General features: G+C 60.6%; 23 protein-coding genes and 1 pseudogene. 8 read left to right on the top strand and 16 right to left on the bottom strand.

Annotated elements, in window-relative coordinates:
* Nucleotide 1 precedes the first annotated feature (1 nt).
* Nucleotides 2–499, top strand: a complete 498-nt coding sequence (gene greB, locus KGB28_RS16225) for a transcription elongation factor GreB (protein WP_007973570.1) — start codon at nt 2–4, stop codon at nt 497–499.
* Nucleotides 500–502: 3 nt separating this feature from the next.
* On the opposite strand, the gene KGB28_RS16230 is transcribed toward greB, so the two are convergent.
* From KGB28_RS16230 to KGB28_RS16240, 3 genes are all read right to left on the bottom strand, one after another.
* Nucleotides 503–811: a hypothetical protein gene (locus KGB28_RS16230; RefSeq protein ID WP_046043367.1), complete on the bottom strand. Its 309-nt coding sequence runs from the start codon at nt 809–811 to the stop codon at nt 503–505.
* Nucleotides 812–1,058: 247 nt separating this feature from the next.
* Nucleotides 1,059–1,493, bottom strand: a complete 435-nt coding sequence (locus tag KGB28_RS16235; protein ID WP_150753908.1) for a DoxX family protein — start codon at nt 1,491–1,493, stop codon at nt 1,059–1,061.
* A 103-nt stretch (nt 1,494–1,596) separates the two neighbouring features.
* Nucleotides 1,597–3,018 (bottom strand): transglycosylase SLT domain-containing protein, encoded by a 1,422-nt coding sequence (locus tag KGB28_RS16240; RefSeq protein ID WP_150753909.1) that lies wholly within the window; start codon nt 3,016–3,018, stop codon nt 1,597–1,599.
* Nucleotides 3,019–3,255: 237 nt separating this feature from the next.
* Here KGB28_RS16240 and KGB28_RS16245 point away from each other — a divergent pair, with 237 nt between their 5' ends.
* From KGB28_RS16245 to KGB28_RS16255, 3 genes are all read left to right on the top strand, one after another.
* Nucleotides 3,256–4,062 carry a TatD family hydrolase gene (locus KGB28_RS16245; RefSeq protein WP_150753910.1) on the top strand — a complete coding sequence of 269 codons (807 nt, stop codon included), beginning with the start codon at nt 3,256–3,258 and terminating at the stop codon, nt 4,060–4,062.
* Nucleotides 4,063–4,261: 199 nt separating this feature from the next.
* On the top strand, nt 4,262–5,743 hold the full coding sequence (locus KGB28_RS16250; RefSeq protein ID WP_150753911.1) for a methyl-accepting chemotaxis protein: 1,482 nt from the start codon (nt 4,262–4,264) through the stop codon (nt 5,741–5,743).
* A 219-nt stretch (nt 5,744–5,962) separates the two neighbouring features.
* Nucleotides 5,963–6,328, top strand: coding sequence for an Mpo1-like protein (locus KGB28_RS16255; protein ID WP_150753912.1), 366 nt, complete (start codon nt 5,963–5,965; stop codon nt 6,326–6,328).
* Here KGB28_RS16255 and KGB28_RS16260 read toward each other — a convergent pair whose 3' ends face one another.
* From KGB28_RS16260 to KGB28_RS16270, 3 genes are all read right to left on the bottom strand, one after another.
* Nucleotides 6,329–7,126: an acyl-CoA thioesterase gene (locus KGB28_RS16260; RefSeq protein ID WP_150753913.1), complete on the bottom strand. Its 798-nt coding sequence runs from the start codon at nt 7,124–7,126 to the stop codon at nt 6,329–6,331. It abuts the gene before it with no gap.
* A 247-nt stretch (nt 7,127–7,373) separates the two neighbouring features.
* Entirely contained in the window at nt 7,374–8,132 is a 759-nt protein-coding gene (locus tag KGB28_RS16265; protein WP_150753914.1) for a CHAD domain-containing protein, read from the bottom strand.
* 100 nt (nt 8,133–8,232) lie between these two features.
* Nucleotides 8,233–8,511 carry a hypothetical protein gene (locus KGB28_RS16270; RefSeq protein WP_034150181.1) on the bottom strand — a complete coding sequence of 93 codons (279 nt, stop codon included), beginning with the start codon at nt 8,509–8,511 and terminating at the stop codon, nt 8,233–8,235.
* A gap of 221 nt (nt 8,512–8,732) precedes the next feature.
* Between KGB28_RS16270 and KGB28_RS16275 the strand changes: the two genes are divergently transcribed.
* Nucleotides 8,733–9,770 (top strand): patatin-like phospholipase family protein, encoded by a 1,038-nt coding sequence (locus KGB28_RS16275; RefSeq protein WP_150753915.1) that lies wholly within the window; start codon nt 8,733–8,735, stop codon nt 9,768–9,770.
* 151 nt (nt 9,771–9,921) lie between these two features.
* On the opposite strand, the gene KGB28_RS16280 is transcribed toward KGB28_RS16275, so the two are convergent.
* The 6 genes from KGB28_RS16280 to kdpF form a co-directional block, all read right to left on the bottom strand.
* On the bottom strand, nt 9,922–10,620 hold the full coding sequence (locus tag KGB28_RS16280; RefSeq protein WP_150753916.1) for a response regulator: 699 nt from the start codon (nt 10,618–10,620) through the stop codon (nt 9,922–9,924).
* A gap of 48 nt (nt 10,621–10,668) precedes the next feature.
* Nucleotides 10,669–13,320, bottom strand: a complete 2,652-nt coding sequence (locus tag KGB28_RS16285; protein ID WP_150753917.1) for a sensor histidine kinase — start codon at nt 13,318–13,320, stop codon at nt 10,669–10,671.
* A 159-nt stretch (nt 13,321–13,479) separates the two neighbouring features.
* Nucleotides 13,480–14,025: a potassium-transporting ATPase subunit KdpC gene (gene kdpC, locus KGB28_RS16290; protein ID WP_150753918.1), complete on the bottom strand. Its 546-nt coding sequence runs from the start codon at nt 14,023–14,025 to the stop codon at nt 13,480–13,482.
* Nucleotides 14,026–14,160: 135 nt separating this feature from the next.
* On the bottom strand, nt 14,161–16,218 hold the full coding sequence (gene kdpB / locus KGB28_RS16295; RefSeq protein WP_150753919.1) for a potassium-transporting ATPase subunit KdpB: 2,058 nt from the start codon (nt 16,216–16,218) through the stop codon (nt 14,161–14,163).
* A 10-nt stretch (nt 16,219–16,228) separates the two neighbouring features.
* Nucleotides 16,229–17,923 carry a potassium-transporting ATPase subunit KdpA gene (gene kdpA, locus KGB28_RS16300; RefSeq protein ID WP_150753920.1) on the bottom strand — a complete coding sequence of 565 codons (1,695 nt, stop codon included), beginning with the start codon at nt 17,921–17,923 and terminating at the stop codon, nt 16,229–16,231.
* Between the two features lie 9 nt (nt 17,924–17,932).
* Nucleotides 17,933–18,022 (bottom strand): K(+)-transporting ATPase subunit F, encoded by a 90-nt coding sequence (gene kdpF, locus KGB28_RS16305; protein ID WP_007899818.1) that lies wholly within the window; start codon nt 18,020–18,022, stop codon nt 17,933–17,935.
* A 420-nt stretch (nt 18,023–18,442) separates the two neighbouring features.
* Here kdpF and eat point away from each other — a divergent pair, with 420 nt between their 5' ends.
* The 3 genes from eat (at nt 18,443) to KGB28_RS16320 (ending at nt 20,949) form a co-directional block, all read left to right on the top strand.
* Nucleotides 18,443–19,807 (top strand): ethanolamine permease, encoded by a 1,365-nt coding sequence (gene eat / locus KGB28_RS16310; RefSeq protein WP_150753921.1) that lies wholly within the window; start codon nt 18,443–18,445, stop codon nt 19,805–19,807.
* Between the two features lie 124 nt (nt 19,808–19,931).
* Nucleotides 19,932–20,099, top strand: coding sequence for a DUF2897 family protein (locus KGB28_RS16315; protein WP_008017828.1), 168 nt, complete (start codon nt 19,932–19,934; stop codon nt 20,097–20,099).
* Between the two features lie 292 nt (nt 20,100–20,391).
* Nucleotides 20,392–20,949 carry a TetR/AcrR family transcriptional regulator gene (locus tag KGB28_RS16320; RefSeq protein WP_150753922.1) on the top strand — a complete coding sequence of 186 codons (558 nt, stop codon included), beginning with the start codon at nt 20,392–20,394 and terminating at the stop codon, nt 20,947–20,949.
* Here the strand turns inward: KGB28_RS16320 and fabF are convergent.
* The 4 genes and pseudogenes from fabF to KGB28_RS16340 all read right to left on the bottom strand — a co-directional run.
* Nucleotides 20,946–22,220 (bottom strand): beta-ketoacyl-ACP synthase II, encoded by a 1,275-nt coding sequence (gene fabF, locus KGB28_RS16325; protein ID WP_150753923.1) that lies wholly within the window; start codon nt 22,218–22,220, stop codon nt 20,946–20,948. The genes KGB28_RS16320 and fabF overlap by 4 nt on opposite strands.
* A 32-nt stretch (nt 22,221–22,252) precedes the next feature.
* Entirely contained in the window at nt 22,253–23,047 is a 795-nt protein-coding gene (locus KGB28_RS16330; RefSeq protein WP_223446563.1) for an SDR family NAD(P)-dependent oxidoreductase, read from the bottom strand.
* A gap of 206 nt (nt 23,048–23,253) precedes the next feature.
* Complete coding sequence (locus tag KGB28_RS16335; RefSeq protein WP_150753925.1) at nt 23,254–23,589, bottom strand: ComEA family DNA-binding protein; 336 nt, start codon at nt 23,587–23,589, stop codon at nt 23,254–23,256.
* 112 nt (nt 23,590–23,701) lie between these two features.
* Nucleotides 23,702–24,034 (bottom strand): annotated as a pseudogene (locus KGB28_RS16340) (IS66 family transposase); the annotation flags it as partial.
* Between the last annotated feature and the right edge of the window lie 30 nt (nt 24,035–24,064).

The raw sequence follows: 24,064 nt of genomic DNA on the forward strand, positions 1-24,064 counted from the left end.
CATGAGCCGTTACCGCCCTCCCCGCACCGCTGGCACCGCGCTGATCACCCCCGAGGGTGAAGCGCGGATGCGCGCCGAGTTCCATGAGCTGTGGCATGTACGTCGGCCCCAGGTTACCCAGGCGGTCAGCGAAGCCGCGGCCCAGGGTGATCGCTCGGAGAACGCCGAATACACCTATGGCAAAAAGATGCTGCGAGAGATCGACAGCCGCGTGCGTTTTCTCACCAAACGCCTGGAAGCGCTGAAGGTTGTCAGCGAAAAACCCAGCGATCCGAACAAGGTCTATTTCGGCGCCTGGGTCACGATCGAGGACGAAGATGGCAAAGAGTCGCGCTACCGCATTGTCGGACCCGATGAACTGGACCTCAAGCAGGGCTTGATCAGCATTGACTCGCCGTTGGCCCGCGCCCTGATCGGCAAGGCACTGGACGCCGAAGTCCGGGTCCAGACACCCACCGGTGAGCAGTGCGTCTACATCGTGGCGATCGACTACCCGTGAGCTTTAACGCCGGGTAATCAGCCCTTGCCGGGCAACGCGGGTCAGTTGCCGGATCACTTCAGGCGCATCTTCGAGGCTGGGGGACTGAATCACCGCCAGATCGAAACTGTCATCGGCGAAACGAGCGAGCGACTCACCGTCTTCGACAAACTGGATCAGGAAGGCAGCGGGACCGCCGGTACGACGAGGCCAGCCATCGAGATAACGCAAGAGCGTCGGCTGATGTTTGCCGCCAAGCAGGATTTTTGGATTGCGCTGGGTCAGGTGTGCCGTGATCGGCGCGGGACGTACAACGGCGTTTAGTGCATTCATTGTGTCGTGTCTCTGCCTCAAAAGTCTGCATGGCAGGTGAGAGGCAACACCGAACCAGCGCTTTAGCGGTATTTCGAAGCCTGTTCTGGCTTCTATCGGCAACTGGATGAGTCACCTGGCGCCCCGCAAGTAGCTGTTTAAATCGGCGCATGAGCAACATCCTAGAGAAGCTGACTGGACAGTGTCAAGAATGACGCTCAACAAAAAAGGCCCGCACAATGCGGGCCTTTTCATTGAGCCAGAGCGGTCAACCGGCGATGACACGGTCCGCCGAGAGTTTGCCCGCACCTTCGATCAATACCGCGATACTGCCACCAAGCAAGGCCAGGGCGAATTCATAACCGTTGTTGGCCATGAACAGTCCGTTGCTGATGTGCACCGAGAGAATTGCGACCAGCGACAGGAAGATCAGGCCCAGTGCGGCCGGGCGAACCAGCAAGCCGATGATCAGGGCCAGGCCGGCGAAGAATTCGGTGCCGCCCGCCAGTGCCGCCATCAGGTAACCCGGCGTCAGTCCGAGGCTTTCCATGTACTGCGCGGTTCCAGCCAGACCATAGCCGCCGAATGCCCCGAAGAGTTTCTGCGAGCCGTGAGCGGCGAAAACAATGCCGACCACGATGCGCAGAACGGTCAGGCCGTAGCCAGCGCGGGTAGACAGTACCTTGTTGATCAGAGTGCTCATGCTGTTTCATTCCTTGTCAGTGTGTGTTGGTTGGTCGCCATATTAATCAGTAATTTGCATGTTAAAAGCGCAAAAAACCCACCATTACAATCAGATTAGTCGATCATTTGCGCGAGACAACCTTTTGTCCCTGGGGCTCCAACGACTCCCGCTCCCGGTCGAACGCCAAGTAGTACTTGTTCACGCTATTAACATAGCTGACGGGCCCCATACCTACTTGCTCCATGGCTACGCGTTCGACCTGGAAGAACCACTGGTTGGGATTCAAACCTCGCCGCCGGGCTTCGGCGCGCATGCCTTGCACCCGCTCCGGCCCGATGTTGTAGGCCGCCAGCACGAAGGCCATGCGTTCGCGCTCGTTGAGTTTCGGGCTGGCAAAGAATTTGCGCCGGATCATCGCCAGGTACTTGGCCCCAGCCTGAACATTGCCATCAAGGTCCTGGATGTTGTTGACCCCCACCCGCTGCGCCGCAGAAGGCGTGATCTGCATCAATCCGGTCGGGCCACCGCCACTGCGGGCGGCAGGTTGCAGGGCTGACTCCTTGAAGGCCAGCGCCGCCAGGTTCAGCCAGTCCATGCCCTGGGCATCGGCGTGTTTCTGCAGTACCGGGCGAAGTTTCTCCAGACGCTGCCGGTCCGCCTTGGCCAGTGGGTAGTGCACTTGATAGAGACGACGATAGATCCGCAGGAACGCGGCGTCCTGATCCGATGGTTTTTTGTAGACGGTGAGGAAGCGATCAATGCTGGCCCGCAGCATCGAGGCATCACGGCGCACGAACCAGAATTCCTCTCCCGGATCACTGACAAGTACCTGCTTGTCGAAACGCAGCTTGGGCAGGATCTTGCCCCAGCGTTCGGCGATCGGCTGCTCGACGATGGTCAGGTGGAAGATCCCGCCCTGGACCATTTCCAGCACGTCCTCGACGGCAAGGCTCGGATCGACCCATTCGATTGTGACCGGTGGCAGTTTGTGCAAGGCGAGCTTTTGATTGATCTGGCTGACGGCATCCCCGGCGGCGCTGCCGGCGGGTAACGCCAGGGTCTTGCCGGAAAGCTGTTCAAGTTTGGTGTAGCGGTGTTCGCCCTTGATGCCCACCAGGACCAACGGGATGTTGCTGGCAATCGGCTCACTGGTGCTGACGGCAAAACCCGGTTGCAGATCGAGCAACTCTCCCGGCGCCACCAGATCACCCTCCCCGCGCTGCAATGCACCGAGCAGTTGATCCTTGGCCTTGGGAATGATCTTGAGGGTGATTTCCTGACCGTCACGGGCGTGGCCGTTGAGGTATTGCTCGAACGCTCTCAGGCGATGGTATTCGACCCCGATCGCCTGCCCCTGGACTTCGCCGGAACTGTTGCGGCTCTGGTTGACCAACACCCGCAGCACACGACTGCTGCGAATTTGGGCAAGGTCGCGCACCTTGCTGGCCGGTACGGCTTGCAGCGGCCCGGGCAGACGCGCGACCGCCGACATCGGCAGTAGCAGCGAACAACACAGCAGTAGCAAAACCGAGGGACGAATCATCCACTCTCCGGAAAGAATATGAGGCCCGCTTCAATGAGGAAAACCATCAAGCGCGGCGACAAAAACAGAGCGCCCAAGGCGCTGGCAAAGTGCGAAAGACTGGCACAATGATGGCAAAACTACCAACCCGGCTTGGTCCGCGGCTCAAGAGACAGCGTTAACCCGTTGTAGTTCTTGGCTTTTCTTATAAATCCACGGCTCTGATATGCTTTCCGGCCTTTGGGCCGAGGTAGCACCATGCAACTCATCGATATCGGCGTCAACCTGACCAACGCCAGTTTTGCCGACAAACACCAGGCCGTACTCGACCGCGCCTACGCGGCTGGTGTGTGCCAACTGGTGCTGACCGGCACCAGTGTCGAGGGCAGTGAACAGGCCCTTGAGCTGTGCCAGCAACTGGACGAAAGCGCCCAGCGCCTGTTCGCCACCGCCGGTATTCACCCTCACTGCGCCAGCGACTGGAACGCCGACAGCGCCCGCCGTTTGCGCTGCTTGCTCAACGAGCCGAATGTGGTGGCCGTGGGTGAATGCGGGCTGGATTTCAACCGTGATTTCTCGCCGCGCCCGCAGCAGGAAAAGGTCCTCGAAGAACATCTGGCCATGGCCGTCGAATTGCAGCTGCCGGTTTTTCTGCACGAACGCGACGCCAGCCAGCGTTTGCTGGAAATCCTGCGCGACTTCCGCGACCGACTGCCGGCCGCGGTGGTGCACTGCTTCACTGGCGAACAGAAGGCGTTGTTCAGCTACCTCGACCTGGACTTGCACATCGGCATTACCGGCTGGATCTGCGACGAGCGCCGGGGCACGCATTTGCATCCGCTGGTCAAGGAGATCAAGCGCCGACGCCTGATGCTCGAAAGCGATGCGCCGTACCTGCTGCCGCGCAGCCTGCGCCCCAAGCCGAAAAACGGGCGCAACGAGCCGGCGTACCTGACCGAAGTATTGCGCGAAGTGGCGCTGCATCGCGGGGAAAGCCAGGAAGATCTGGCGGCGCATACCACAGCCTGTGCGCGGGCGTTTTATGGCCTGCCATTGATATCCTGATAAACATAAACCCCTGTGGGAGCGTGCTTGCTCGCGATGGCGGCAACACATTCGGTACGGATGTGACAGACAAACTGCAATCGCGAGCAAGCTCGCTCCCACAGGTTTGAAGTTGATCTGCATCAAGAATCAGCCACCTGAGTAGCGGCACAATGATGGCACCCTGCCAAAACTGTTTCCGCTATCAGAGAAGACCTCCATGGGTGCCTGGCTTAGCAATATCTCGCTGAAATACAAATTCTGGGCGGTCAACGCCGTCGCTTTCGTCACCACCCTGTTGCTGGTGCTGTACGCGGTGCAGCTCGAACAGCAGGCCCGCAGTCACACCGCCCAGGCTTCGGCCCAGGCCCAGGCGCGATTGCTCAAAGCCTGGCCCGCCGGGCAACCGCTGCCCCACGCCGACAACCTGCTGACGTTCAATCGCGGACAGGCGCCGTCGCTGAATGGACAACCCATGCCGGAACTTACCCATGCAAACGGCTGGGTCGAGATCTACCCGATGCCGCTGTTCGGGGACAATCCGTTGTTGGGTGCCGAAGTGTTCTCGCGTGCCGATGGCCAGCAGGTCGCCGTGATTGCCCACGGTCCAAGCCTGAGCCAGGTGTTCAACGAGCGTTTTGCCAACTACGCGTCGGCCGTGTTCATCCTGATGCTGGCAATGCTCGGCGCATCGCAGTTATTGATCCGTTTTCTGCTCAGCCAGCTCAACACCTTGAAAGACGTCATGTTGCACGTGGAGAAAACCGGCGACCTGTCGGCCCGCGTGCCCTTGGCTTGCAGCGACGAAGTCGGGCAAATGGCCAACGCCTTCAACGCCATGCAGGCCGGTTATCAACGGGTGGTCAACACCGTTGCCAGCACCGCCCGGCAGCTGGACGTCGGCGCCGCGCGGCTGGCGGCCAGCATGAATGAAGTGCGCCACGGCATGCTCGGCCAGCAAAGTGAAACCGATCAGGCCGCCACGGCGATCAATGAGATGACCGCCACGGTCTATCACATCGCCCAACACGCGGGTGCCACCCGTGACCTTTCGCAATCGGCCAATATCCTGGCCGGCAGCGGGCAGGAGGTCGTGACACGGGTGCAGCGGTCGATTGCCGGACTGTCCACCGGCGTCCAGCAGACCGCCGAGATGATTCAACGCCTGGCCAAGGACAGCCAGAAGATCAACGGTGTGGTCAAGGTGATTCACAGCATCGCCGAGCAGACCAACCTGCTGGCGCTGAACGCCGCGATCGAAGCGGCCCGGGCCGGCGAGATGGGTCGCGGCTTCGCGGTGGTCGCCGATGAAGTACGCAACCTCGCCAAACGCGTGCAGGCCTCCACGGATGAAATTACCCTCATGGTCTCGGCGTTGCAGGCCGGTACGCGGGACGCCGTGGATTTCATGCAAGAGAGCTCGTTCAAGGCCGACGACTGCGTACAACAGGCGCAAGAGGCCGGTTCGGCATTGGCCGAGATCACCAGCGCAGTGGCGCAGATGCGTGAGAGCAATACACAGATCGCGGTGGCGGCCGAGCAGCAAAGCCAGGTGGCGGAAGAGATGAACCGGGCGGTGGTGAGCATCCGTGATGTGACCGAGAACACGGTGCAGCAGACAGTGACTTCGGCGACCACCAGCAATGAGCTGGCGGCATTGGCCGGGGAATTAAGCAAGGCGATAGGTCAGCTCAAACTTTGAGGGCCTCTTCGCGAGCAAGCCCGCTCCCACAGGTGACCGAGTTCTTTCATTAGAATGCGGACGAATGTGTGTGCGGGCTTGGCCGCGATGAGGCCGGAACCGGCAACATCAATCCAGACCATGACACCTATCAAGCCAATAGCCAGCCTTGATTCGCCGCCAGCATTGACTGGGCCTATTCTTCCTACATGTGTTCAACATGGATCGAGGATCGGCATCATGGGCAAACGTCACCCCAACCTACCCGCCTGGCAATGGCGAGCGTACCCGAACAATCATCAGCACCCGACCAATCTGGTGTTGCACCTGATCGCGGTACCGCTGTTCATCGTGGCATTTCTGCTGATTGTGACCGGGGTGTTCAGCCTGAGCCTGGCAAACATCGCCATTGGCGTGATCGGTGTGATTGCGGCGCTGGCCTTGCAACGCCACGGCCACAGCCTGGAGACCCAAGCCTCCGAACCCTTCAGCGATCGCAAGGATGCGGTATCGCGCCTGATGGTCGAGCAGTTCCTGACGTTTCCGCGGTTCTTCCTCAGCGGCGGCTGGTGGCGCGCCTGGCGTGAGCGCCACCGCCGTCACTGATCAGGCGAACACGGTCACCGTCTGCCGGCTCATGGCGATCAACCGGCCGTCCGCGCTCCACATTTTTGCGGCGGCATGCCCGTAGCCGTCGGCGGCGTATTCGGTTTCGACGAGGTATTTGCACCAGTCCAGGGTGTTCAGTTCCAGCAGCGGCTGCACGAATTCGATGGTCCAGGTCAGCGTGCTGCCCATCGCCGGCTTCTTCAAGAACGGCATCAGGGCCGGTGGCCAGGCGTCCACCAGCGCCAGGATATGCGCCTCGCTGATGGCCTCTTCCTTTACGTCGCCGCGCAAGCGTACCCAGCCGCCCATATACCGGGATGTACTACCGCTGAACGGCAGCCCGCCGATACTCCAGCGCATCGCCAGATGCCGCATGAACTCCGGGATGACGCCTTCGACAAAAGGCAATTCCTGGCATTCGTCCCAGTGTTTCATTTCCGGTGCCGGTTCAGCGGCCACCGCCACTTCCGAGGGGCGCGAGGCACCAAAGCTGCCCTGGATCAACGTCACCACCTGGCCCTTCTGCATCACCCGGCCCAGCACTTGGCTGACGGCCTTGCCTTCGCGCAGTACGTCGACTTCAAAACTGACCGGTACCTCCGGCTCAACCGGGCCGACGAAGGTGATTGCCAACGAACGCACCGGACGATCCGCCGGAACCCGAGCACGCATGGCTTCGTACTGCAAAGCGACCACCAGGCCACCGAAACTGGCCCGTCCCTGGGCCCATGAGGCAGGAATAGACAGCTCCAGCGGCTGGCTGCGGACAGCGTCGAGCAGTTCGGAAAAACGCATGAAAACCTCAAGGATCGGAAAAAGATGAAGGGATCTTAACCATCTGCCGTGGTTGATACATCGCCCATTCCGGCCAAATTGACTGACAGATGAGCCGTGCGGGTTTCCTGTCGAACATAAAAACCCTGTGGGAGCGGGCTTGCTCGCGAAGAGGCCATCAGCTTAAGCATTAATGCTGACTGACACACCGCTTTCGTCGGAGCGCCGCCCGGAGCAAGCCCGCTCCCACAATGGATCTGGGGAGGTCTCAGGATTTGAAACAGGCCTTGCTGAGTTTTTCCAGCACCCGGTCCGCACGGCTTTCAGCCTCGGCCATGGTGGTTTGCCACTCTGCAACACAGGGCTGCAAATCCGCTTCCCGTTCAGCCATGGCCAGCCATTGCACACAATCGTGCCAGTCACCCAGCGCACCCTGGGCCGATTTCAATCGGGGCATGGCTGCTTTTGGCAAACGGTCCAGCTCGGGGTAAGCATCGATGCCATAGCGCACGCGCTTGATCAGCAGGCGCAGCCGATGACGGTCATGAGTCGGATCGTGCAGTGCCTCGTCGAGTTTTCCCCACTGCTTGCCCAGGCGTTTTTCGATGCGCTTGCGCAGACCCTTGAGCAATCCCTGGCGCTGGGCGGCACGCAGAAAACGCGGAAACGCATCGAGGACGATCAACATCTGCGCGAGCTCGGGACTGGCCGCCACGGCCGGATAGGCCTCGGCCATTTGCGCCATGCGCCACTGTGCGGCTTGGGGTTGGTGGTGCTGGAGCAGGTACGCCGCCAGCACTTCGCGATCACGTAATGGCGTGCTCAGATCGCCCACACGAGAAGCTGCCGCTTCCAGTTGTTCGACGCCGGGCAGCCCGCGCAAGGGGCGCAGCAGGCTGCGCAACCGACGCATGGTTGTGCGCAGATCGTGTAACGCTTCTGGGTCAGTACGCTCTTTCAGGCGGGCCTGACAGGCCAGCAGACGAACTTCCAGGCCCAGAACCTGAGCCACCAGCCGATCGATCATGGGGGTTTACTCCGTAAACAGCGCCAGGTTGCAAGCTCCAGGCTGCAAGCTCGATGGGTCTTGCAGTTTGCAGCTTAGAGCTTGTAACCGCTTTTCGCTTTTAACGCCCCGCGCGCGACTCACGAATATAGAAACGAGCCTTCTCGGCTTTTTTGGTGCAGCCTTCGAACCCCTCGAATTGCTGCTGGGTCTTGGCCGCGGTCAACAGCGACAGGGCCTTGGAATAGCTGACGGTCCCGGCGAAACCTTCGGCTTTGGCCAGGTCCAGTTCATGCCATGCCGCATCCAGGTTACTACCGCAGCTGTCGCGATAAGCGGTTTTGCCGGCACATCCGGCGAGCGCCAGGGCAATCAATGGCACGCAGATCCAGGCTTTCATCACTCACTCCTCAAAAATAGGTCAACAGTCGTGCAGGTAAGACGTTGTGGCACCTGAAAAGTGCCGTTGGTCCGCTGTGCAAACTATAGCGCTGACGAGAATAACCATGTGCCGCCATGGAGTGTCGAAAATACGACGCTCTTGTCCCCTCGAACGACCATGGCGATTGAAGCATGGCCCTCGATGGGTGCATTGTTGAACCATTGAAACGAGGGCGATTCATGAAAAAGCGTGTCGCACTGGTATTGGGCTCGGGCGGAGCCCGGGGTTATGCACATATCGGGGTCATTGAAGAGATCGAACGGCGCGGCTATGACATTGCCTGTATCGCCGGTTGCTCCATGGGCGCGGTGGTGGGCGGGATCTACGCCGCCGGCAAACTCAATGATTACCGCGACTGGATCGAGAGCCTGGACTATCTCGACGTGTTGCGCCTGGTGGACGTCAGCTTTCGTCTGGGGGCGATTCGTGGCGAGAAAGTCTTCGGGCAGATCCGCAAGATCGTCGGCGAAGTCAACATCGAAGATTTGCGTATCCCCTACACCGCGGTTGCCACCGACCTGACCAACCAGCAGGAAATCTGGTTCCAGGAAGGTTGCCTGCATCAGGCCATGCGCGCCTCGGCAGCGATTCCCAGCCTGTTTACCCCGGTGATGCAGGGCAACCGCATGCTGGTCGATGGCGGCATTCTCAACCCGCTGCCGATCGTGCCGGTGGTGTCGAGCCATTGCGACTTGATCATCGCGGTCAACCTCAACTCCACCAACCAGCGCCACTATCAATTGCCGGTCATCCAGCGTCCCGCCGCGTTCAAGACCCGCTTCGACAGCCTGATCAACTCCGTCGGCTCGAAGTTGCCGTTCCGCCGCAAACAGGCCGAGCAATTGTTGATTCTGGAACAGGAAGCCTTGAAGGCCGAAGGTGCGGAGCTCAACCCGTGGATCGAATCCGCCGAGCCCGAGGCGCAGCAACCCGCGGCCGCTCCGCAAGCCAGTGGCGCACCCCGCTCCGCCACCGGTTCGTTCATCATCGACAACGTCGGGCCGGCGTCCTTGCTGGATTTGATCAACCAGAGTTTCGAGGTGATGCAGACGTCGCTGGCGCAGTACAAGATTGCCGGGTATCCGCCGGACATCCTGATCAACGTGCCCAAACGCGTGTGTCGGTTTTTCGAATTCTACAAGGCACCGGAGTTGATCGCATTGGGACGGGAGATTGCGCGGGATACGCTGGACCGGTATGAGAATGAGCAGAACTGAGCGCCTGAAAGTTCTCGGGTGACTATCAGGGCCTCTTCGCGGGCAAGCCCGCTCCCACAGTGAATCTTTGGTGTTCACAAAATGTGTGTCTAACCGAAATTCCTGTGGGAGCGAGCTTGCTCGCGATGACGTCAGATCAGGCAACGAAGATCTAAAGACTGCCCTCACTCAACAACCGATACCCCACCCCAGCCTCAGTGACAATGAATCTGGGTTGGGTCGGGTCATCCGCCAGTTTCTGGCGCAAGTGCCCGACCACGATGCGCAGGTAGTGAGTGTCTTCGGTGTGGGTCGGTCCCCAGATGTCCTTGAGCAATTGCTGCTGGGTAATCACCCGCCCCGGATGCCGCGCGAGTTGCGCCAGCACCGCGTATTCCTTGCGGGTCAGCGCGACTTCGACACCGTCGAGCAGCACCCGGCGATACGCCAGGTCGACCGTCAACGGACCGAAGCTCAGCGCTGCTTGTTGCATCTCGCCTGCGGGCGCCTGGCGCAATAACGCCCGAATCCGCGCGAGGAACTCCTGAATGCCGAACGGCTTGGTCACGTAGTCATTGGCGCCGCCATCCAGGGCCTCTACTTTCTGCCCTTCACCGGCGCGCACCGAGAGCACCAGCACCGGCACCGTCGACCACTCGCGAAAATCGCGCAATACCTGTTGGCCGTCCATGTCCGGCAAGCCGAGGTCGAGCACCAGCAAGTCCGGCTTGTTCAACGCGGCTTGCGCCAATCCTTCACTGCCGGTACCCGCCTCCAGCACTTTGTAGCCTTGGGAAGCGAGGCTGATACGCAGGAATTTGCGGATCTGAGGTTCGTCGTCAATGACCAAAATGGTCGAGGTCTGGCTCATGAATTCACATCAACACAAAGAAGTGGCAAGAGAGTAGCGCAAGCGCGATCAGGCTTCACTTTCGTATCCCGGTTGAGCCTGTAGCGGCAGGTGCAACGTGATACAGGTGCCGCGCCCCTCGATGCCGTCGGCGACGCTGATACGCCCGCCATGGGCACCGACCATGCCCTGACAAATCGCCAGCCCCAGACCGGTACCCTGCCCGCCGCGATCACCCCGCGCCGCGGTATAGAACATGTCGAAAATCTTCGCCCGTTCCTCTTCCGGAATCCCCGGCCCCTCATCGCTGACCGAGAAAAACAGCTCACTGTCATCGGCCCCGGCGCGCAATTGCAAACGCCCGTGGGGCGGCGAAAACCGCGCGGCGTTTTCCATCACGTTGACCAGTGCCTGTTCGATCAGCGCGGCATGCACATACAGCAGCGGTAGCTCGGCCGGCACGTCGGTGCTGACCTGCAACGGCGCAAGGACTGCCCGCAGGCGATTGCGCGCACTGCCGACGATGTCCGCCGGCGACACCCAGTCCCGCGCCAGCTTCAAGGCACCGTGGCCGAGCCGGGTCATGTCGAGCAGGTTTTGAATGTAGCGATCAAGGCGCTCGGCTTCATCGCGGGTGCCTTCGAGCAACTCACGTCGATCCTCAAGCGGGATCGCTTCACCCAGGGCCAGCAGGCTATCGATACTGCCGCGCATGGACGTCAGCGGTGTGCGCAAATCATGGGACACCGATGCCAGCAAGGCGCTGCGCAGTTGCTCGGTTTCGCCGTGCAGCCGCGCCGCTTCCAGATCATCGGCCAGTTGCGCCCGGGCCAGCGCCTGGGCCAGCGGCTGGCTGAGCGCGGTCAACAAGCGTCGGCGCTGGCCGCTCAGGGTCTGGCCTTCGTTGGCGCATACGCCAAGCAAGGCCAGCGGGCCGTCCTCCACTGATAATGGCCACCACCACCAGCGGCCGAACGGCAATGTGCCGGTGCCGGCACCCGCGGGTTGATCGTGCTGCCAGGCCCAATCGGCGGCGGCGCGCTCAGCTTCGGTGAACTCCAGCGGGCCACCGGTTTCGACTTTCCAGCCGTTTTGCCCGTCGCGATTGAGCAGGCACAGTTGTACATCGTTCCAACCGTTGAGGTGCTGGGCGGCCGCACTGACCACAGCCTGGCGGTCGGTGGCGGCGGTGAGTTTGCGTGACAGGTCGAGCAATTCGGTGGTCTCTTCCTGGGTATCGCGCAGTGCCTGCAATTGCCTGCGCTGGCGCGCCGCGAGGTTGCCGGTGAGGGCCGCCATCAGCAGGAAGAACAGCAAGGTCAGCACGTCTTCTTCGCGCTGGATGTTGAAAGAGAAATTCGGTGGAATGAACAGGAAGTCATAGGTCAGGAACGACAGTGCCGCACAGGCCAGCGCCGGCCCGAGGCTGCTGCGTACCGCCACCAGCAACACCGCCGCAAGGAACACCAGGGAGATGTTCGGCAGTGGCAGCACGCTCGCCACGGCCCAGGCCAGGGTGCTGGCCAGAACCGTCGCGACCACGGCCAATGCGTAGTCGAACCAGACCAGTGAATGCATCGACCGCTGATGGGGTTGAAGTTGTTGGTGATCGCTGTCGAGAACGTTGATTTCCAGTCCGCGCGCATTACGCAGCAGACGCGCCGCCAGCCCGCCACCGAACAGACGTCGGCGCAAACGCGGCCGGGACTGGCCGACCAGCACCAGGCTGGCGCGGCGTTCGGCGGCATGCTGGATCAGGGTTTTCGCCACTTCACCGGCGCGCAGCAACACCACTTCGCCGCCCAGGCGCTCGGCCAGTTGCTGGGCGCTCTGCAGACGCAGGCGGGACTGCTCGTCACGCACGCGGCCGTTGTCCACGTGCACCAGGCTCCAGGGCAGGTGCCGCCGCTGGGCCACGCGACTGGCATGCCGTACCAGACGCTCGGCCTGGGCATCGCCGTCGACCCCTACCAGCAAACGCCCGCGCACGGCCGGCGCCGCTTGCCCCAACTGGCGATACCCTTGGGCCAGATCGTTATCGACCTGAGCCGCCGCGGTTTGCATCGCCAGTTCGCGCAGGGCCGTGAGGTTGGTCTGGGAAAAGAACGCGTCGATGGCCGCCCGCGCCTGCTCCGGCACATAGACCTTGCCATCGCGCAAACGCTCCAGCAACTCGCGCGGCGGCAAGTCGATCAGCAGCAGTTCGTAGGCTTCCTGCAACACCCAGTCCGGCAGGGTCTCGCGGACCTGCACGCCGGTGATGCCGCGCACCTGGTCGTTGAGGCTTTCCAGGTGCTGGACGTTGACCGTGGTGTACACGTCAATGCCGGCGGCGAGCAGTTCCTGAATGTCCTGCCAGCGTTTTTCGTGACGGCTACCGGGTGCGTTGGTATGCGCCAGTTCGTCGACCAGCACCAGCTTCGGTTTGGCGAGGAGCAGACCATCGAGATCCATTTCTTCGAGCAACACGCCACGGTATTCCGAGCGCACCAACGGCTGCTGCGACAAGCCGCCGAGCAATGCTTCGGTTTCGGCCCGGCCGTGGGTTTCGACGACGCCGGCAATCACTTTCACCCCTTGGCGTAACTGGGTGTGGGCCGCTTGCAGCATGGCGTAGGTCTTGCCGACACCCGGCGCGGCGCCGAGAAACACCTTGAGCCGGCCACGGCCATGGCGGGGCAGGTCTGCTAACAGCGCGTCGGCGCGGCCGGAATCGCTCATGTCTGAAACTCTCGTTTTTCTTGAAGGGAATGGGTGATCGTTCTACCGCCTTCGCGAGCAAGCCCGCTCCCACATTGGATCTTCAGTGAACACAAGTTGTGTGTACGACACCTATCCAGTGTGGGAGCGGGCTTGCTCGCGAATGGTAGCGCCACGGACCTAAAGTTTTTCCAGCGCCAGATTCAGCTCAAGCACATTGACCACCGGCGGGCCTATCAGTGGTTGCTCGATGTGAGCGTCCAGCAGTTGCTGCAGTGTCGCTACCGGCAGGTTACGCGCCGTTGCGACACGCGCCAGTTGATAGGCAATCGCCGCCGGTGGCAAGTGCGGATCCAGACCGCTGCCGGACGTCGTGACCAGCGCCAAGGGCACCGGCCCCTGGCCTGGCACCAGCAGTTTGCTGGCATCGTCGATCACCCGTGTCGCCAGCGCCGGATTGCTCGGTGCCAGGTTGCTGGCACTGCTCGACACGGTGGCAAAGGCACCGGCCGAAGGGCGCGGGTGGAACCAGGCGTCGCCGACGAAATCCTGGGCGATCAGCGAGGAACCGCGGACCTTGCCCTCGGCATCCCGCATAAGGCTGCCGTTGGCCTGATCCGGGAACGCGACCTGGGCCACGCCGGTGACCACCAGTGGATAAGCGACGCCGGTGATCAGCGTCATCAGGACCAGCAGGCTCAGGGCCGGGCGTATCAATGTGGACATTTCAAAATCCTCGAATTCACAAGTCAGGTACACCGTGGCGCATCCATCGCGAGCAAGCTCGCTCCCACAGGGTATGAGGTGCTTTTGTGGGAGCGAGCTTGCTCGCGATGGCGGCTTATCTGGCACACCACGCAGTCAAACCAGATGCAACGCCGTCAACAGCATGTCGATCGCCTTGATGCCCACGAACGGCACCAGGATCCCGCCCAGGCCATAGATCAGCAGATTGCGCCGCAGCAACGCCGCCGCACTCGCCGCATGAACCCGCACACCGCGCAGCGCCAGCGGAATCAGCACCACAATGATCAAGGCGTTGAACACGATCGCCGAGAGAATCGCGCTCTGCGGACTGCTCAGGTGCATCACGTTGAGCACGCCCAGTTGCGGATAGATCGCGGCGAACAGTGCCGGCAGGATTGCGAAGTACTTGGCCACGTCGTTGGCGATGGAGAAGGTCGTCAGCGCACCGCGGGTGACCAGCAACTCCTTGCCGATCTGCACCACGTCCAGCAGCTTGGTCGGGTCGCTGTCGAGGTCGACCATGTTGGCCGCTTCACGGGCCGCTTGCGTGCCGTCGTTCATCGCCATGCCGACATCCGCCTGGGCCAGGGCCGGCGCGTCGTTGGCGCCGTCGCCACACATGGCGACCAGACGACCGTCGTTTTGCTCGTGACGAATGCGCGCCAGTTTTTTCTCCGGCGTGGCTTCCGCCAGCACATCGTCCACACCCGCTTCAGCGGCGATGGCGGCGGCGGTCAACGGATTGTCGCCGGTGACCATGACGGTGCGGATCCCCAACTTGCGCAACTCGGCGAAACGCTCGCGGATACCGGGCTTGACCACGTCCTTGAGGTGGATCGCACCGAGCAACCTGCCGTCGGCACACACCAGCAACGGGGTGCCGCCGCTTTGGGCGATCCTGTCGATTTCACGGGACAACGGTGCAGCCAGATCAGCGCGCTTGAGGCCCACGAACGCCAGCAACGAATCCACCGCACCTTTGCGGTACACGCGCCCCTGATAGTCGACACCGGACAGGCGGGTTTCGGCACTGAATGGCACAGCTGTCAGCACCTCAGCGGACGGTTCCGGTTGCGGATGAGTGCCACGCAGGTACTCGACGATCGACTTGCCTTCCGCAGTGTCGTCGGCCAGCGAAGCCAGCAATGCGCCCTCGGCCAGTTCTCCGGCTGTCACGCCAGGCGTGGCATACACCGCCGAGCAACGACGGTTACCGAAGGTGATGGTGCCGGTCTTGTCCAGCAGCAGAACGTGCACGTCCCCCGCCGCTTCCACCGCACGACCGGATTTGGCGATCACGTTCAGGCGCACCAGACGATCCATCCCGGCGATACCGATGGCCGACAGCAAACCGCCGATGGTGGTCGGAATCAACGTGACCAACAGCGCCACCAGGAACATCAGCGGCAGGCTGCCATTGGCGAAGTGGGCGAATGGTTGCAGGGTCACGACCACCAGCAGAAAGATCAGGGTCAGGCCGATCAGCAGGATGTCCAGCGCCACTTCGTTCGGGGTTTTCTGCCGTTTGGCGCCTTCGACCAGGGCGATCATGCGGTCCAGGGTCGACTCGCCGGGGTTGGCAGTTATCTTCACCAGCAGCCAGTCGGACACCAGCCGTGTGTTGCCGGTGACGGCCGAGCGGTCGCCGCCGGACTCGCGAATCACCGGCGCCGATTCACCGGTAATCGCCGCTTCGTTGACCGCCGCGATGCCTTCGATCACCTCGCCGTCACCGGGGATCATCTCCCCCGCTTCGACGCGCACCACATCGCCTTTGCGCAGGTTGGCGGCGGGCACCACCTGAAAGCTGCCGTTGCCGGTCTTGCGCCGGGCGCTGAGGCCTTCGCTACCGGCCTTGAGGCTGTCGGCGCGGGCCTTGCCGCGACCTTCGGCCAGGGCTTCGGCGAAGTTGGCGAACAGCACGGTGAACCACAGCCACACAGCGATTTGCGCGGCAACGAAGGTCGGTACTGCCGTGTCGGGAATGAAGCACAACACGGTGGTCAGAATCGCTGTCAGTTCGACCACCAGCATCACCGGCGCACGCTGCAACTGCCGTGGGTCGAGCTTGACGAAGGCTTGCACCAGCGCCGGGCGCCACAGGGCCGAGATGGCGGTTTTCGGTTGTTCCGGTGCCTTGGCGAGGACTGGTTTTGTTACGGGCATATTCATCATCAGCTCCTTAGAAGCCCATACTCAGATGTTCAGCGATTGGACCCAGTGCCAAAGTCGGCAAGAATGTCAGGCCGCCCACCAGCAAAATGGTCACGGTCAGCAGGGTCACGAACAGCGGGCCGTGGGTCGGGAAGCTGTTCTGCCCGATCGGCGCGGTTTTCTTCATCGCCAGGCTGCCGGCCAGGGCCAGAACCGGGAGGATGTAGCCGAAGCGACCGATCAACATGCCCAAGCCCAGCATCAGGTTGTGGAAGGGTGTGTTGGCGCCGAGGCCAGCGAAGGCGGAACCGTTGTTGGCACTGGCCGAGGTGTAGGCGTAGAGCAACTGACTGAATCCGTGAGGCCCAGGGTTGCTCACGGCGGCCACCGGGCCGGGCAGGCTGGCGGCGATCGCACCGAGCACCAGTACGCCAATCGGCATGACCATCAGGGTCACCACCAGCAATTGCACTTCCCTGGCTTGCAGTTTCTTGCCGAGGTATTCCGGAGTACGACCGATCATCAGGCCGGCGAGGAACACCGCGATCAGCACGTTGAGCAACATGCCGTAGAGCCCGGCGCCAACGCCCCCGAAGATCACTTCGCCCACCATCATGTTGACCAGCGCCACCATGCCGCTCAGCGGATTGAGGCTGTCGTGCATGCCGTTCACCGAACCGTTGGACGCGGCCGTGGTGGTCACCGACCACAGCACCGTGGCAGTGGTGCCCAAGCGCGCTTCCTTGCCTTCCAGCGGTGCGGTCTGTTCGACGGCAACGTTGTTCAGGGCCGGGTTCGGCTGGTATTCAGCCCACAGCGAGGTTGCGCCGCCGATAAGGAACAGCGCCAGCATGCAGGCGATGATAGCGCGGCTCTGACGCAGGTCCTTCACGTAATGGCCGAAGGTGAACACCAGCGCGACGGGGATCAGGATGATCGAGGCCATTTCGAACAGGTTGCTCCACGCCGTCGGGTTCTCGAACGGATGCGTCGAGTTCACGCCGAAGAAACCGCCTCCGTTGGTACCCAGTTGCTTGATCGCAATCTGGCTGGCAGCAGGCCCCAGGGGAATGACCTGGTCGACGCCCTGCACCGTCACCGCGTTCACATACTGCGCGAAGGTTTGCGGTACGCCCTGCCAGACCAGATACAGCGCCAGCAGCAGGCACAGCGGCAGCAAGCCGTAGAGGGTGGCGCGGGTCATGTCGACCCAGAAATTGCCCAGAGTCCGGGTGGATTTACGACCGATGCCTCGACACAGCGCGACCAGTACCGCCAGGCCGGTGGCGGCGCTGACGAAGTTCTGCACGGTGAGGCCAACCATCTGGCTCAAGTAGCTCAGGGATGCTTCACCGCTGTAGGCCTGCCAGTTGGTGTTGGTCGTGAAGCTGACGGCGGTGTTGAACGCCAGCGTCCACTCCTGACCCGGCAGGTTCTGCGGGTTCAGCGGCAAGTGGTCCTGGAACAACAGGATCGCGAACAGCAACAGGAAACCTGCGAGGTTAAAAGCGAGCAAGGCCAGAGCGTATTTCTGCCAGCTCTGCTCAGTTTGCGGGTCAACCCCGGCCAGCCGGTAACAGCCACGTTCGACCGGCCCGAGGACCGGCGACAGCCACGTGCGCTGACCTTCCATTACCTTGTAGTAAAAGCGCCCGAGAAACGGCGCCGGGACCAATACCAGGGCGAAAAAACCGAGGATCAGCCAATAGTCATAACTGTGCATAACCGCTCCCTAGTTCCGGTCCGCGCGCAGCAGCGCAACCAACAGATAAATGAACAGCCCCACTGCGAGCAGCAGCGACACCCCGTCCAGAACGCTCATGGAAGTTCTCCGTGTTACGGCGTATTGCCGCGTGTGGAGTCATTGTCGGCAGGGAGGCTGTAAAGGAACGAGATCGAGGGTGCGGGAGAGGCATAAAGAAAGCGTAAATAGTGGGTTTATGCTGGGGTTACAGCGGTGTCTGGACGGGCCTCTTCGCGGACAAGTCGAATCGTCGCACCGCCGCACCCAGAGGGGATCGCGTTGCATGGGAAAACACATTCCAAATGTGTGCGGGCTTGCCCGCGAAGGCGGCATTACTGGCACCTACGCCCCCAGCTGAAGCACCAAAATGCGTGCATCCAGCACCGAACATCCCCGATACGACGTGTTTTTACGCTTTACGACTGCTCTCACAACACTGGCACGCCCACTGCAGACGCCCTCCTCTCGAGCATTCCAAACCGTTCAGGGAGCAACTGCATGAACACACAACTCAAACCCACACTCGGCACGTTGCACCTATGGGGCATTGCCGTCGGGCTAGTGATTTCCGGTGAGTATTTCGGCTGGAGTTACGGCTGGGGCGTCGCGGGCACATTGGGTTTTCTGGTGACCTCGTTTATGGTCGCCACCATGTACACCTGCTTCATCTTCAGCTTCACCGAACTGACCACGGCGATTCCCCATGCCGGTGGTCCCTTTGCCTACAGTCGCCGCGCGTTTGGCGAAAAAGGCGGGCTGATCGCCGGGTTGGCGACGCTGATCGAATTCGTCTTCGCGCCGCCAGCGATTGCTCTGGCGATTGGTGCTTACCTGAACGTGCAGTTTCCCGCTCTCGATCCAAAACACGCGGCAGTCGGTGCCTACATCGTGTTCATGGGGCTGAACATTCTCGGGGTGAAACTCGCAGCGACGTTCGAATTGGTGGTTTGCCTACTGGCCGTGGCCGAACTGTTGGTGTTCATGGGCGTGGTTGCACCAGCGTTCAGCTTCAGCAACTTCGCATTGAATGGCTGGGCCGGCTCCGATGTATTCGGTGCCCCGGCGATCGCCGGGATGTTCGCGGCCATCCCGTTCGCCATCTGGTTCTTCCTCGCCATCGAAGGGGCCGCCATGGCCGCCGAAGAAGCCAAGGACCCGAAACGGACGATTCCCAAAGCATACATCAGCGGGATTCTAACCCTGGTATTGCTGGCCATGGGCGTGATGTTCTTTGCCGGCGGCGTGGGCGACTGGCGCACCCTGTCGAACATCAACGACCCACTGCCTCAAGCGATGAAAACCGTGGTCGGTGAAAGCTCCGGGTGGCTGCACATGCTGGTGTGGATCGGCCTGTTCGGCCTGGTGGCGAGTTTCCACGGGATTATTCTCGGCTACTCGCGGCAGTTCTTCGCGCTGGCCCGGGCCGGTTATCTGCCGGCCTCCCTGGCAAAACTGTCGCGCTTCCAGACGCCGCACCGGGCAATCATCGTTGGCGGTGTGATCGGTATCGCGGCGATTTACAGTGACGGCTTGATCAACCTCGGCGGTATGACGTTGACAGCGGCAATGATCACTATGGCAGTGTTCGGCGCCATCGTGATGTACATCATGAGCATGCTCAGCCTGTTCAAACTGCGTAAAACCGAACCGAACCTGGAGCGTACGTTCCGTGCGCCATGCTACCCGCTTGTGCCGATGATCGCGTTGCTGCTGGCAGTGGTCTGCCTGGTGGCGATGGCTTGGTTCAACACGTTGATCGGCCTGATCTTCCTCGGCTTCATGGCAGTGGGTTTCGTGTACTTCCTGCTGACCGCGCAGTTACGCGCGGATGCACCGGCGGATGCGATGTTGACCGGGCTATAAACAGCTCAGGTGCGTTTGGCCTATCAGGCATAGAATGGAACCACTGCGAAAATCCATCGCTCAAAGTGGTATGCATGATCGATTGGCGAACTCCGTCAATCGGCCAGCCCTCAAGGAGAGCCCTATGCCCTGGTATGCCTGGTTGATTCTGGTCGTTGCAATCGGCTCGATTGTTGGCGGTTTGATGATGTTGCGCGACACCGCCAACAAGGTCGAACTGACCGATGAGCAACGTAAACGCGTCGCTGAACGCAATGCGGAAATGGATGCCAAGGAAGCGAAGGACCGCTAGCCCGACAACCCTGTCATTCTCAGTGAATGACAGGGTTTTGTTTATCTGGCGTTGTAGGCAATCACCTTATTTTTTTCCACCCGCGTCATGTCAGCCAAGGACTTTCCTTTGCTGATGTACTTCGCCTTATGATTGCCCAATAAACTTTGGTAAAAGAGTAGTCATTATTTTTGACAAGCCTTTGACGCTTTTAGAGCACCGTTAGACGCATCTGCATGCTTTCTAGAAGTAGAAGTACAATCACCATCCCATTTTCATTGGTTAAGATGGCGCATTGTTGCGGAGATTTCAGATGCGTTACTCGCAGGACCATAAAGCCCAGACCCACAAGCGCATCATCAAGGAAGCTTCAGCGCGATTCCGTCGGGACGGTATTGGGGCAACTGGCTTGCAACCGCTGATGAAAGCGCTGGGGTTGACCCACGGAGGCTTTTACTCGCACTTCAAGTCCAAAGACGAACTGGTTGAAAAGGCGTTGCAAGCGGCTGGCGATCAGGTCGAAGCGGTGTGTGCCGAGCTGTTCGCCCAGGATCGCCCACTGGATGCCTTCATCGACGCTTATTTGTCCGAATGGCACCAGACCTCACCTCATGAAGGCTGCCCGTTGCCAACCATGTCATCAGAACTTGGTTTGCGTGGGCAGCCAAGTCCGACCTCGGACGTAGTGTTGAACGCACGACTCCAACAAATAGGAGACACCCTTGAAGGCGAGGATGCCGCGGATCAGAGCATCGTCATCATGTCCACACTGGTCGGCGCATTGCTGCTCTCGCGTAGCGTCGAAAACCCGGAGTTGGCCCAGCGGATTCTCGACGTAACACGCGCGTTTCTTAAACAACCCCAGGGCTAATCCTGCCAGCGCTTGAACAATACGCTGGCATTGACTCCGCCGAACCCGAAGCCGTTGGACAGCGCATACTCGATAGCCATGGACCGCGCCTGACCGTGGACGATGTCCACGCCTTGCGCCGCCGGGTCCGGACTATCGAAATTCAGTGTGGCCGGCACGATCTGATCACGAATCGCCAACAGTGTGAAGATCGCCTCAATCCCGCCGGCCGCTCCGAGCAGATGCCCTGTCGCCGATTTGGTCGACGTCACCGCCACCTTGTTGTCTGTACCGAACAACGACTTGATAGCGGCCAACTCGCCGAGGTCGCCAACCGGAGTCGACGTAGCGTGCGCATTGAGATGTTGCACCTGAGCCGCTGAAATACCAGCCTGCGCCAATGCCAGCGACATCGCACGGCGCGCACCGCTGCCATCTTCGGGACCTGCAGTCAGGTGAAAGGCGTCAGCACTGGTGCCATAGCCGACCAACTCGGCTAAGGGTTGAGCCCCGCGCGCCAAGGCATGCTCCAGGGATTCAATCACCAGAAGTCCCGCCCCCTCCCCCATCACAAAGCCGTCGCGATCACTGTCGAACGGCCGAGAAGCCCGCTCAGGCGTTTCGTTGAAACCACTGGACAAGGCACGCGCCGCCGCGAACCCGGCAAGACTGACCCGATCGATCGCTGCCTCCGAGCCGCCACACACGGCAATATCCGCTTCGCCGCAACGAATCAGCCGCGCCGCATCTCCAATCGCTTGCACCCCGGCCGCACACGCAGTCACCGGAGCACCCAACGGGCCCTTGAATCCGTACTTGATCGACACATGACCCGCCGCGAGATTGACCAGGAACGACGGAATAGTGAAGGGCGACAGTCGCCGAGGTCCACGGCTGTCAGTGGTGCGCACCGCATCGGCAATCGCGCCGAACCCACCGACCCCAGAACCAATAATGGTTGCAGTGCGTTCCTGGGCTTGCGGGTCCAACGCTTGCCAACCGGCCTGCTCCAACGCCTGCCGCGCGGCCTCCATGGCAAACAGAATGAAGCGGTCCATCTTCTTCTGCTCTTTGGGTGGCGTTGCTCGATCCGGGTCAAAACCCGCCTCGGGATCTTCCGCCACGGTGAGTACCGCGCCGCCAACCTTGGCCGGCAGATCGGCGACCACCTCTTCAGGTAAATTACGCAGCCCGGAACGCCTGGCCAGCAAACGCTCCCAGACAGCTTCAACACCGCTACCCAGCGGAGACACCAGGCCCATGCCGGTGACAACTATTCGACGATCACTCATGTCGCAAATACCTCAAGCCGATGGAAGGCGCCTCATTTGTAACGTGCGGCGGCCGTAGTTTTGGAAAGATTCGGCGCCATGACATGACGCGCTGCAACGAAAGCATCCCACTCGCCGGCATCCGGCAACGAAGGAATGGTGATGAGCTCTCCTTGGTCCAGACCCGAGAGCGCCGCGTCGACCATTTCATCCGCTTCCATGACCATGTCCGCCGGAATCTGGCTAGCGTCGATACCGGAGCGTTCCCAGATCTCAGTGCGCGTCACGCCTGGCAACACAGCTTGAACCTTGACTCCGGTGCCATCCAGTTCGGCATTCATGGACTGCGTCAGGCTTAACACATACGCTTTACTGGCGCTGTAGGTCGCATTGAAGCGCTCGGGAAACAACGCCACCACCGACGCTATATTGATGATAGAACCCCGGCCTGCCTTGGCAAAACTGGCGGCTGCCGCCGATGCCAGTCGTGTGACCGTGGTGACGTTCAGTTGAATCAGGTTTTCCAGCTGCTCCATGTCGGCATTCGCCAGCAAGCCATCCGCCGCGACGCCGGCGTTGTTTAGCAACAGGCTGATACTCGAATCGCTACGAAGACGCTGTTCGATCTTCAGTACATCATCCTTTTGTGTCAGGTCTGCCTTGAGCACTTCCACCTGAACACCGTGCTCGGCGCGCAAATTGGTCGCGGCCGCCTCAAGCCGCCGCTCGTCACGAGCAACCAACAACAAATCAAAACCACGCGCTGCCAACCGCTCAGCGTAAATCGCACCGATACCGGAAGATGCACCGGTAACGAGGGCTGTACCTTGGGACTGGGTGGAAGTCATGACTGTGCTCCTGGGGGATGTTTAGGGGGATACGAGCGCCTGAATACCTGTACGCTTTAGCGAACTACAAATGGATTATAGGCATAATTTAATCGGCATATGATAGTCATAATTTTTTGTTGACCGATAAAAGGCGCTGCACTGACCCTTTCGCCAGAAAGCAAAAAGGCCGGTCAATGACCGGCCCCTGGCGTTGAGATAAAAGCTTAGTTCACGTGGAGCTTCTCGCGGTTCTTGTCCAGAATCGCTTTACCTATCCCCTTCACTTCCAGCAGTTCGTCTATGGAGGAAAATGGCCCATTACTTTCACGATAAGCAACAATCGCCTTGGCTTTGGCCTCTCCGATACCGGTCAACTCGCGCTGCAGTGTCGGGGCATCGGCTGCATTGAGATCGACTTTGCCAGACTGTGTCTTAGGGGAAACCTCCAGCACCAGAGGCGCGTTGCCTGATTCTGGCTTCGCCGCAGGTGCGGCAATTGTGGCAACAGAAGCGCTGGTGAGCAGGGCAAAAACCAGAGAGTAGAAATAGCCAGTACGCATAATTGAACCTCCATGACATCGTTTTAGAAAGCAGCTTTTCCGAAGCTGCCTTCAAAACTTAGGCGATGGGTAGATCTTGTCAAAAACGTGTCTGTTGCAGGATATGAAACAATCATATGCAATCCATAAAGTACACGTACCGGCAAGTGCGTTCCTCGTCTTCCATGATATTTCGGGTGAGCAGTTCAGCCACCGACTGCGCATGTGGCAGCCGTTCCAGTACGTGGCGCAGCGACGTACTGGGTTCCTGGCCGTTGACCTTGGCGGTCTCGACCAAGCTGTAGATCTCGGCACTGGCCGTAGCGCCTTCAGGCGTATCGCTGAACAGCCATGCATTGCGTCCGATCACGAACGGCTTTATCGCTCGTTCGGTGGAATTGTTGTCGATCGGTAAAAAACCGGCCTCCACGTAGCGTTCCAGCCAGCTCCAGTTGCCGGCCAGATACAAACACTAATCATGAAGACCCCATCTCGA

Origin of the sequence: Pseudomonas sp. BF-R-19, assembly GCF_019956445.1 — a bacterium.
GTDB classification, from domain to species: domain Bacteria; phylum Pseudomonadota; class Gammaproteobacteria; order Pseudomonadales; family Pseudomonadaceae; genus Aquipseudomonas; species Aquipseudomonas fluorescens_BH.

Coding starts and splice junctions, on each gene's coding strand:
- KGB28_RS16240 (WP_150753909.1), bottom strand. CDS start 3,018: ATGATTCGTCCCTCGGTTTTGCTACTGCTGTGTTGTTCGCTGCTACTG.
- KGB28_RS16335 (WP_150753925.1), bottom strand. CDS start 23,589: ATGCGTACTGGCTATTTCTACTCTCTGGTTTTTGCCCTGCTCACCAGC.
- KGB28_RS16270 (WP_034150181.1), bottom strand. CDS start 8,511: ATGAAAGCCTGGATCTGCGTGCCATTGATTGCCCTGGCGCTCGCCGGA.
- KGB28_RS16260 (WP_150753913.1), bottom strand. CDS start 7,126: ATGCGTTTTTCCGAACTGCTCGACGCTGTCCGCAGCCAGCCGCTGGAG.
- fabF (WP_150753923.1), bottom strand. CDS start 22,220: ATGAGTGATCGTCGAATAGTTGTCACCGGCATGGGCCTGGTGTCTCCG.
- KGB28_RS16315 (WP_008017828.1), top strand. CDS start 19,932: ATGCCCTGGTATGCCTGGTTGATTCTGGTCGTTGCAATCGGCTCGATT.
- KGB28_RS16285 (WP_150753917.1), bottom strand. CDS start 13,320: ATGAGCGATTCCGGCCGCGCCGACGCGCTGTTAGCAGACCTGCCCCGC.
- KGB28_RS16275 (WP_150753915.1), top strand. CDS start 8,733: ATGAAAAAGCGTGTCGCACTGGTATTGGGCTCGGGCGGAGCCCGGGGT.
- KGB28_RS16250 (WP_150753911.1), top strand. CDS start 4,262: ATGGGTGCCTGGCTTAGCAATATCTCGCTGAAATACAAATTCTGGGCG.
- kdpA (WP_150753920.1), bottom strand. CDS start 17,923: ATGCACAGTTATGACTATTGGCTGATCCTCGGTTTTTTCGCCCTGGTA.
- KGB28_RS16235 (WP_150753908.1), bottom strand. CDS start 1,493: ATGAGCACTCTGATCAACAAGGTACTGTCTACCCGCGCTGGCTACGGC.
- KGB28_RS16230 (WP_046043367.1), bottom strand. CDS start 811: ATGAATGCACTAAACGCCGTTGTACGTCCCGCGCCGATCACGGCACAC.
- kdpC (WP_150753918.1), bottom strand. CDS start 14,025: ATGTCCACATTGATACGCCCGGCCCTGAGCCTGCTGGTCCTGATGACG.
- greB (WP_007973570.1), top strand. CDS start 2: ATGAGCCGTTACCGCCCTCCCCGCACCGCTGGCACCGCGCTGATCACC.
- kdpF (WP_007899818.1), bottom strand. CDS start 18,022: ATGAGCGTTCTGGACGGGGTGTCGCTGCTGCTCGCAGTGGGGCTGTTC.
- KGB28_RS16245 (WP_150753910.1), top strand. CDS start 3,256: ATGCAACTCATCGATATCGGCGTCAACCTGACCAACGCCAGTTTTGCC.
- KGB28_RS16255 (WP_150753912.1), top strand. CDS start 5,963: ATGGGCAAACGTCACCCCAACCTACCCGCCTGGCAATGGCGAGCGTAC.
- KGB28_RS16265 (WP_150753914.1), bottom strand. CDS start 8,132: ATGATCGATCGGCTGGTGGCTCAGGTTCTGGGCCTGGAAGTTCGTCTG.
- KGB28_RS16330 (WP_223446563.1), bottom strand. CDS start 23,047: ATGACTTCCACCCAGTCCCAAGGTACAGCCCTCGTTACCGGTGCATCT.
- kdpB (WP_150753919.1), bottom strand. CDS start 16,218: ATGAATATGCCCGTAACAAAACCAGTCCTCGCCAAGGCACCGGAACAA.
- eat (WP_150753921.1), top strand. CDS start 18,443: ATGAACACACAACTCAAACCCACACTCGGCACGTTGCACCTATGGGGC.
- KGB28_RS16280 (WP_150753916.1), bottom strand. CDS start 10,620: ATGAGCCAGACCTCGACCATTTTGGTCATTGACGACGAACCTCAGATC.
- KGB28_RS16320 (WP_150753922.1), top strand. CDS start 20,392: ATGCGTTACTCGCAGGACCATAAAGCCCAGACCCACAAGCGCATCATC.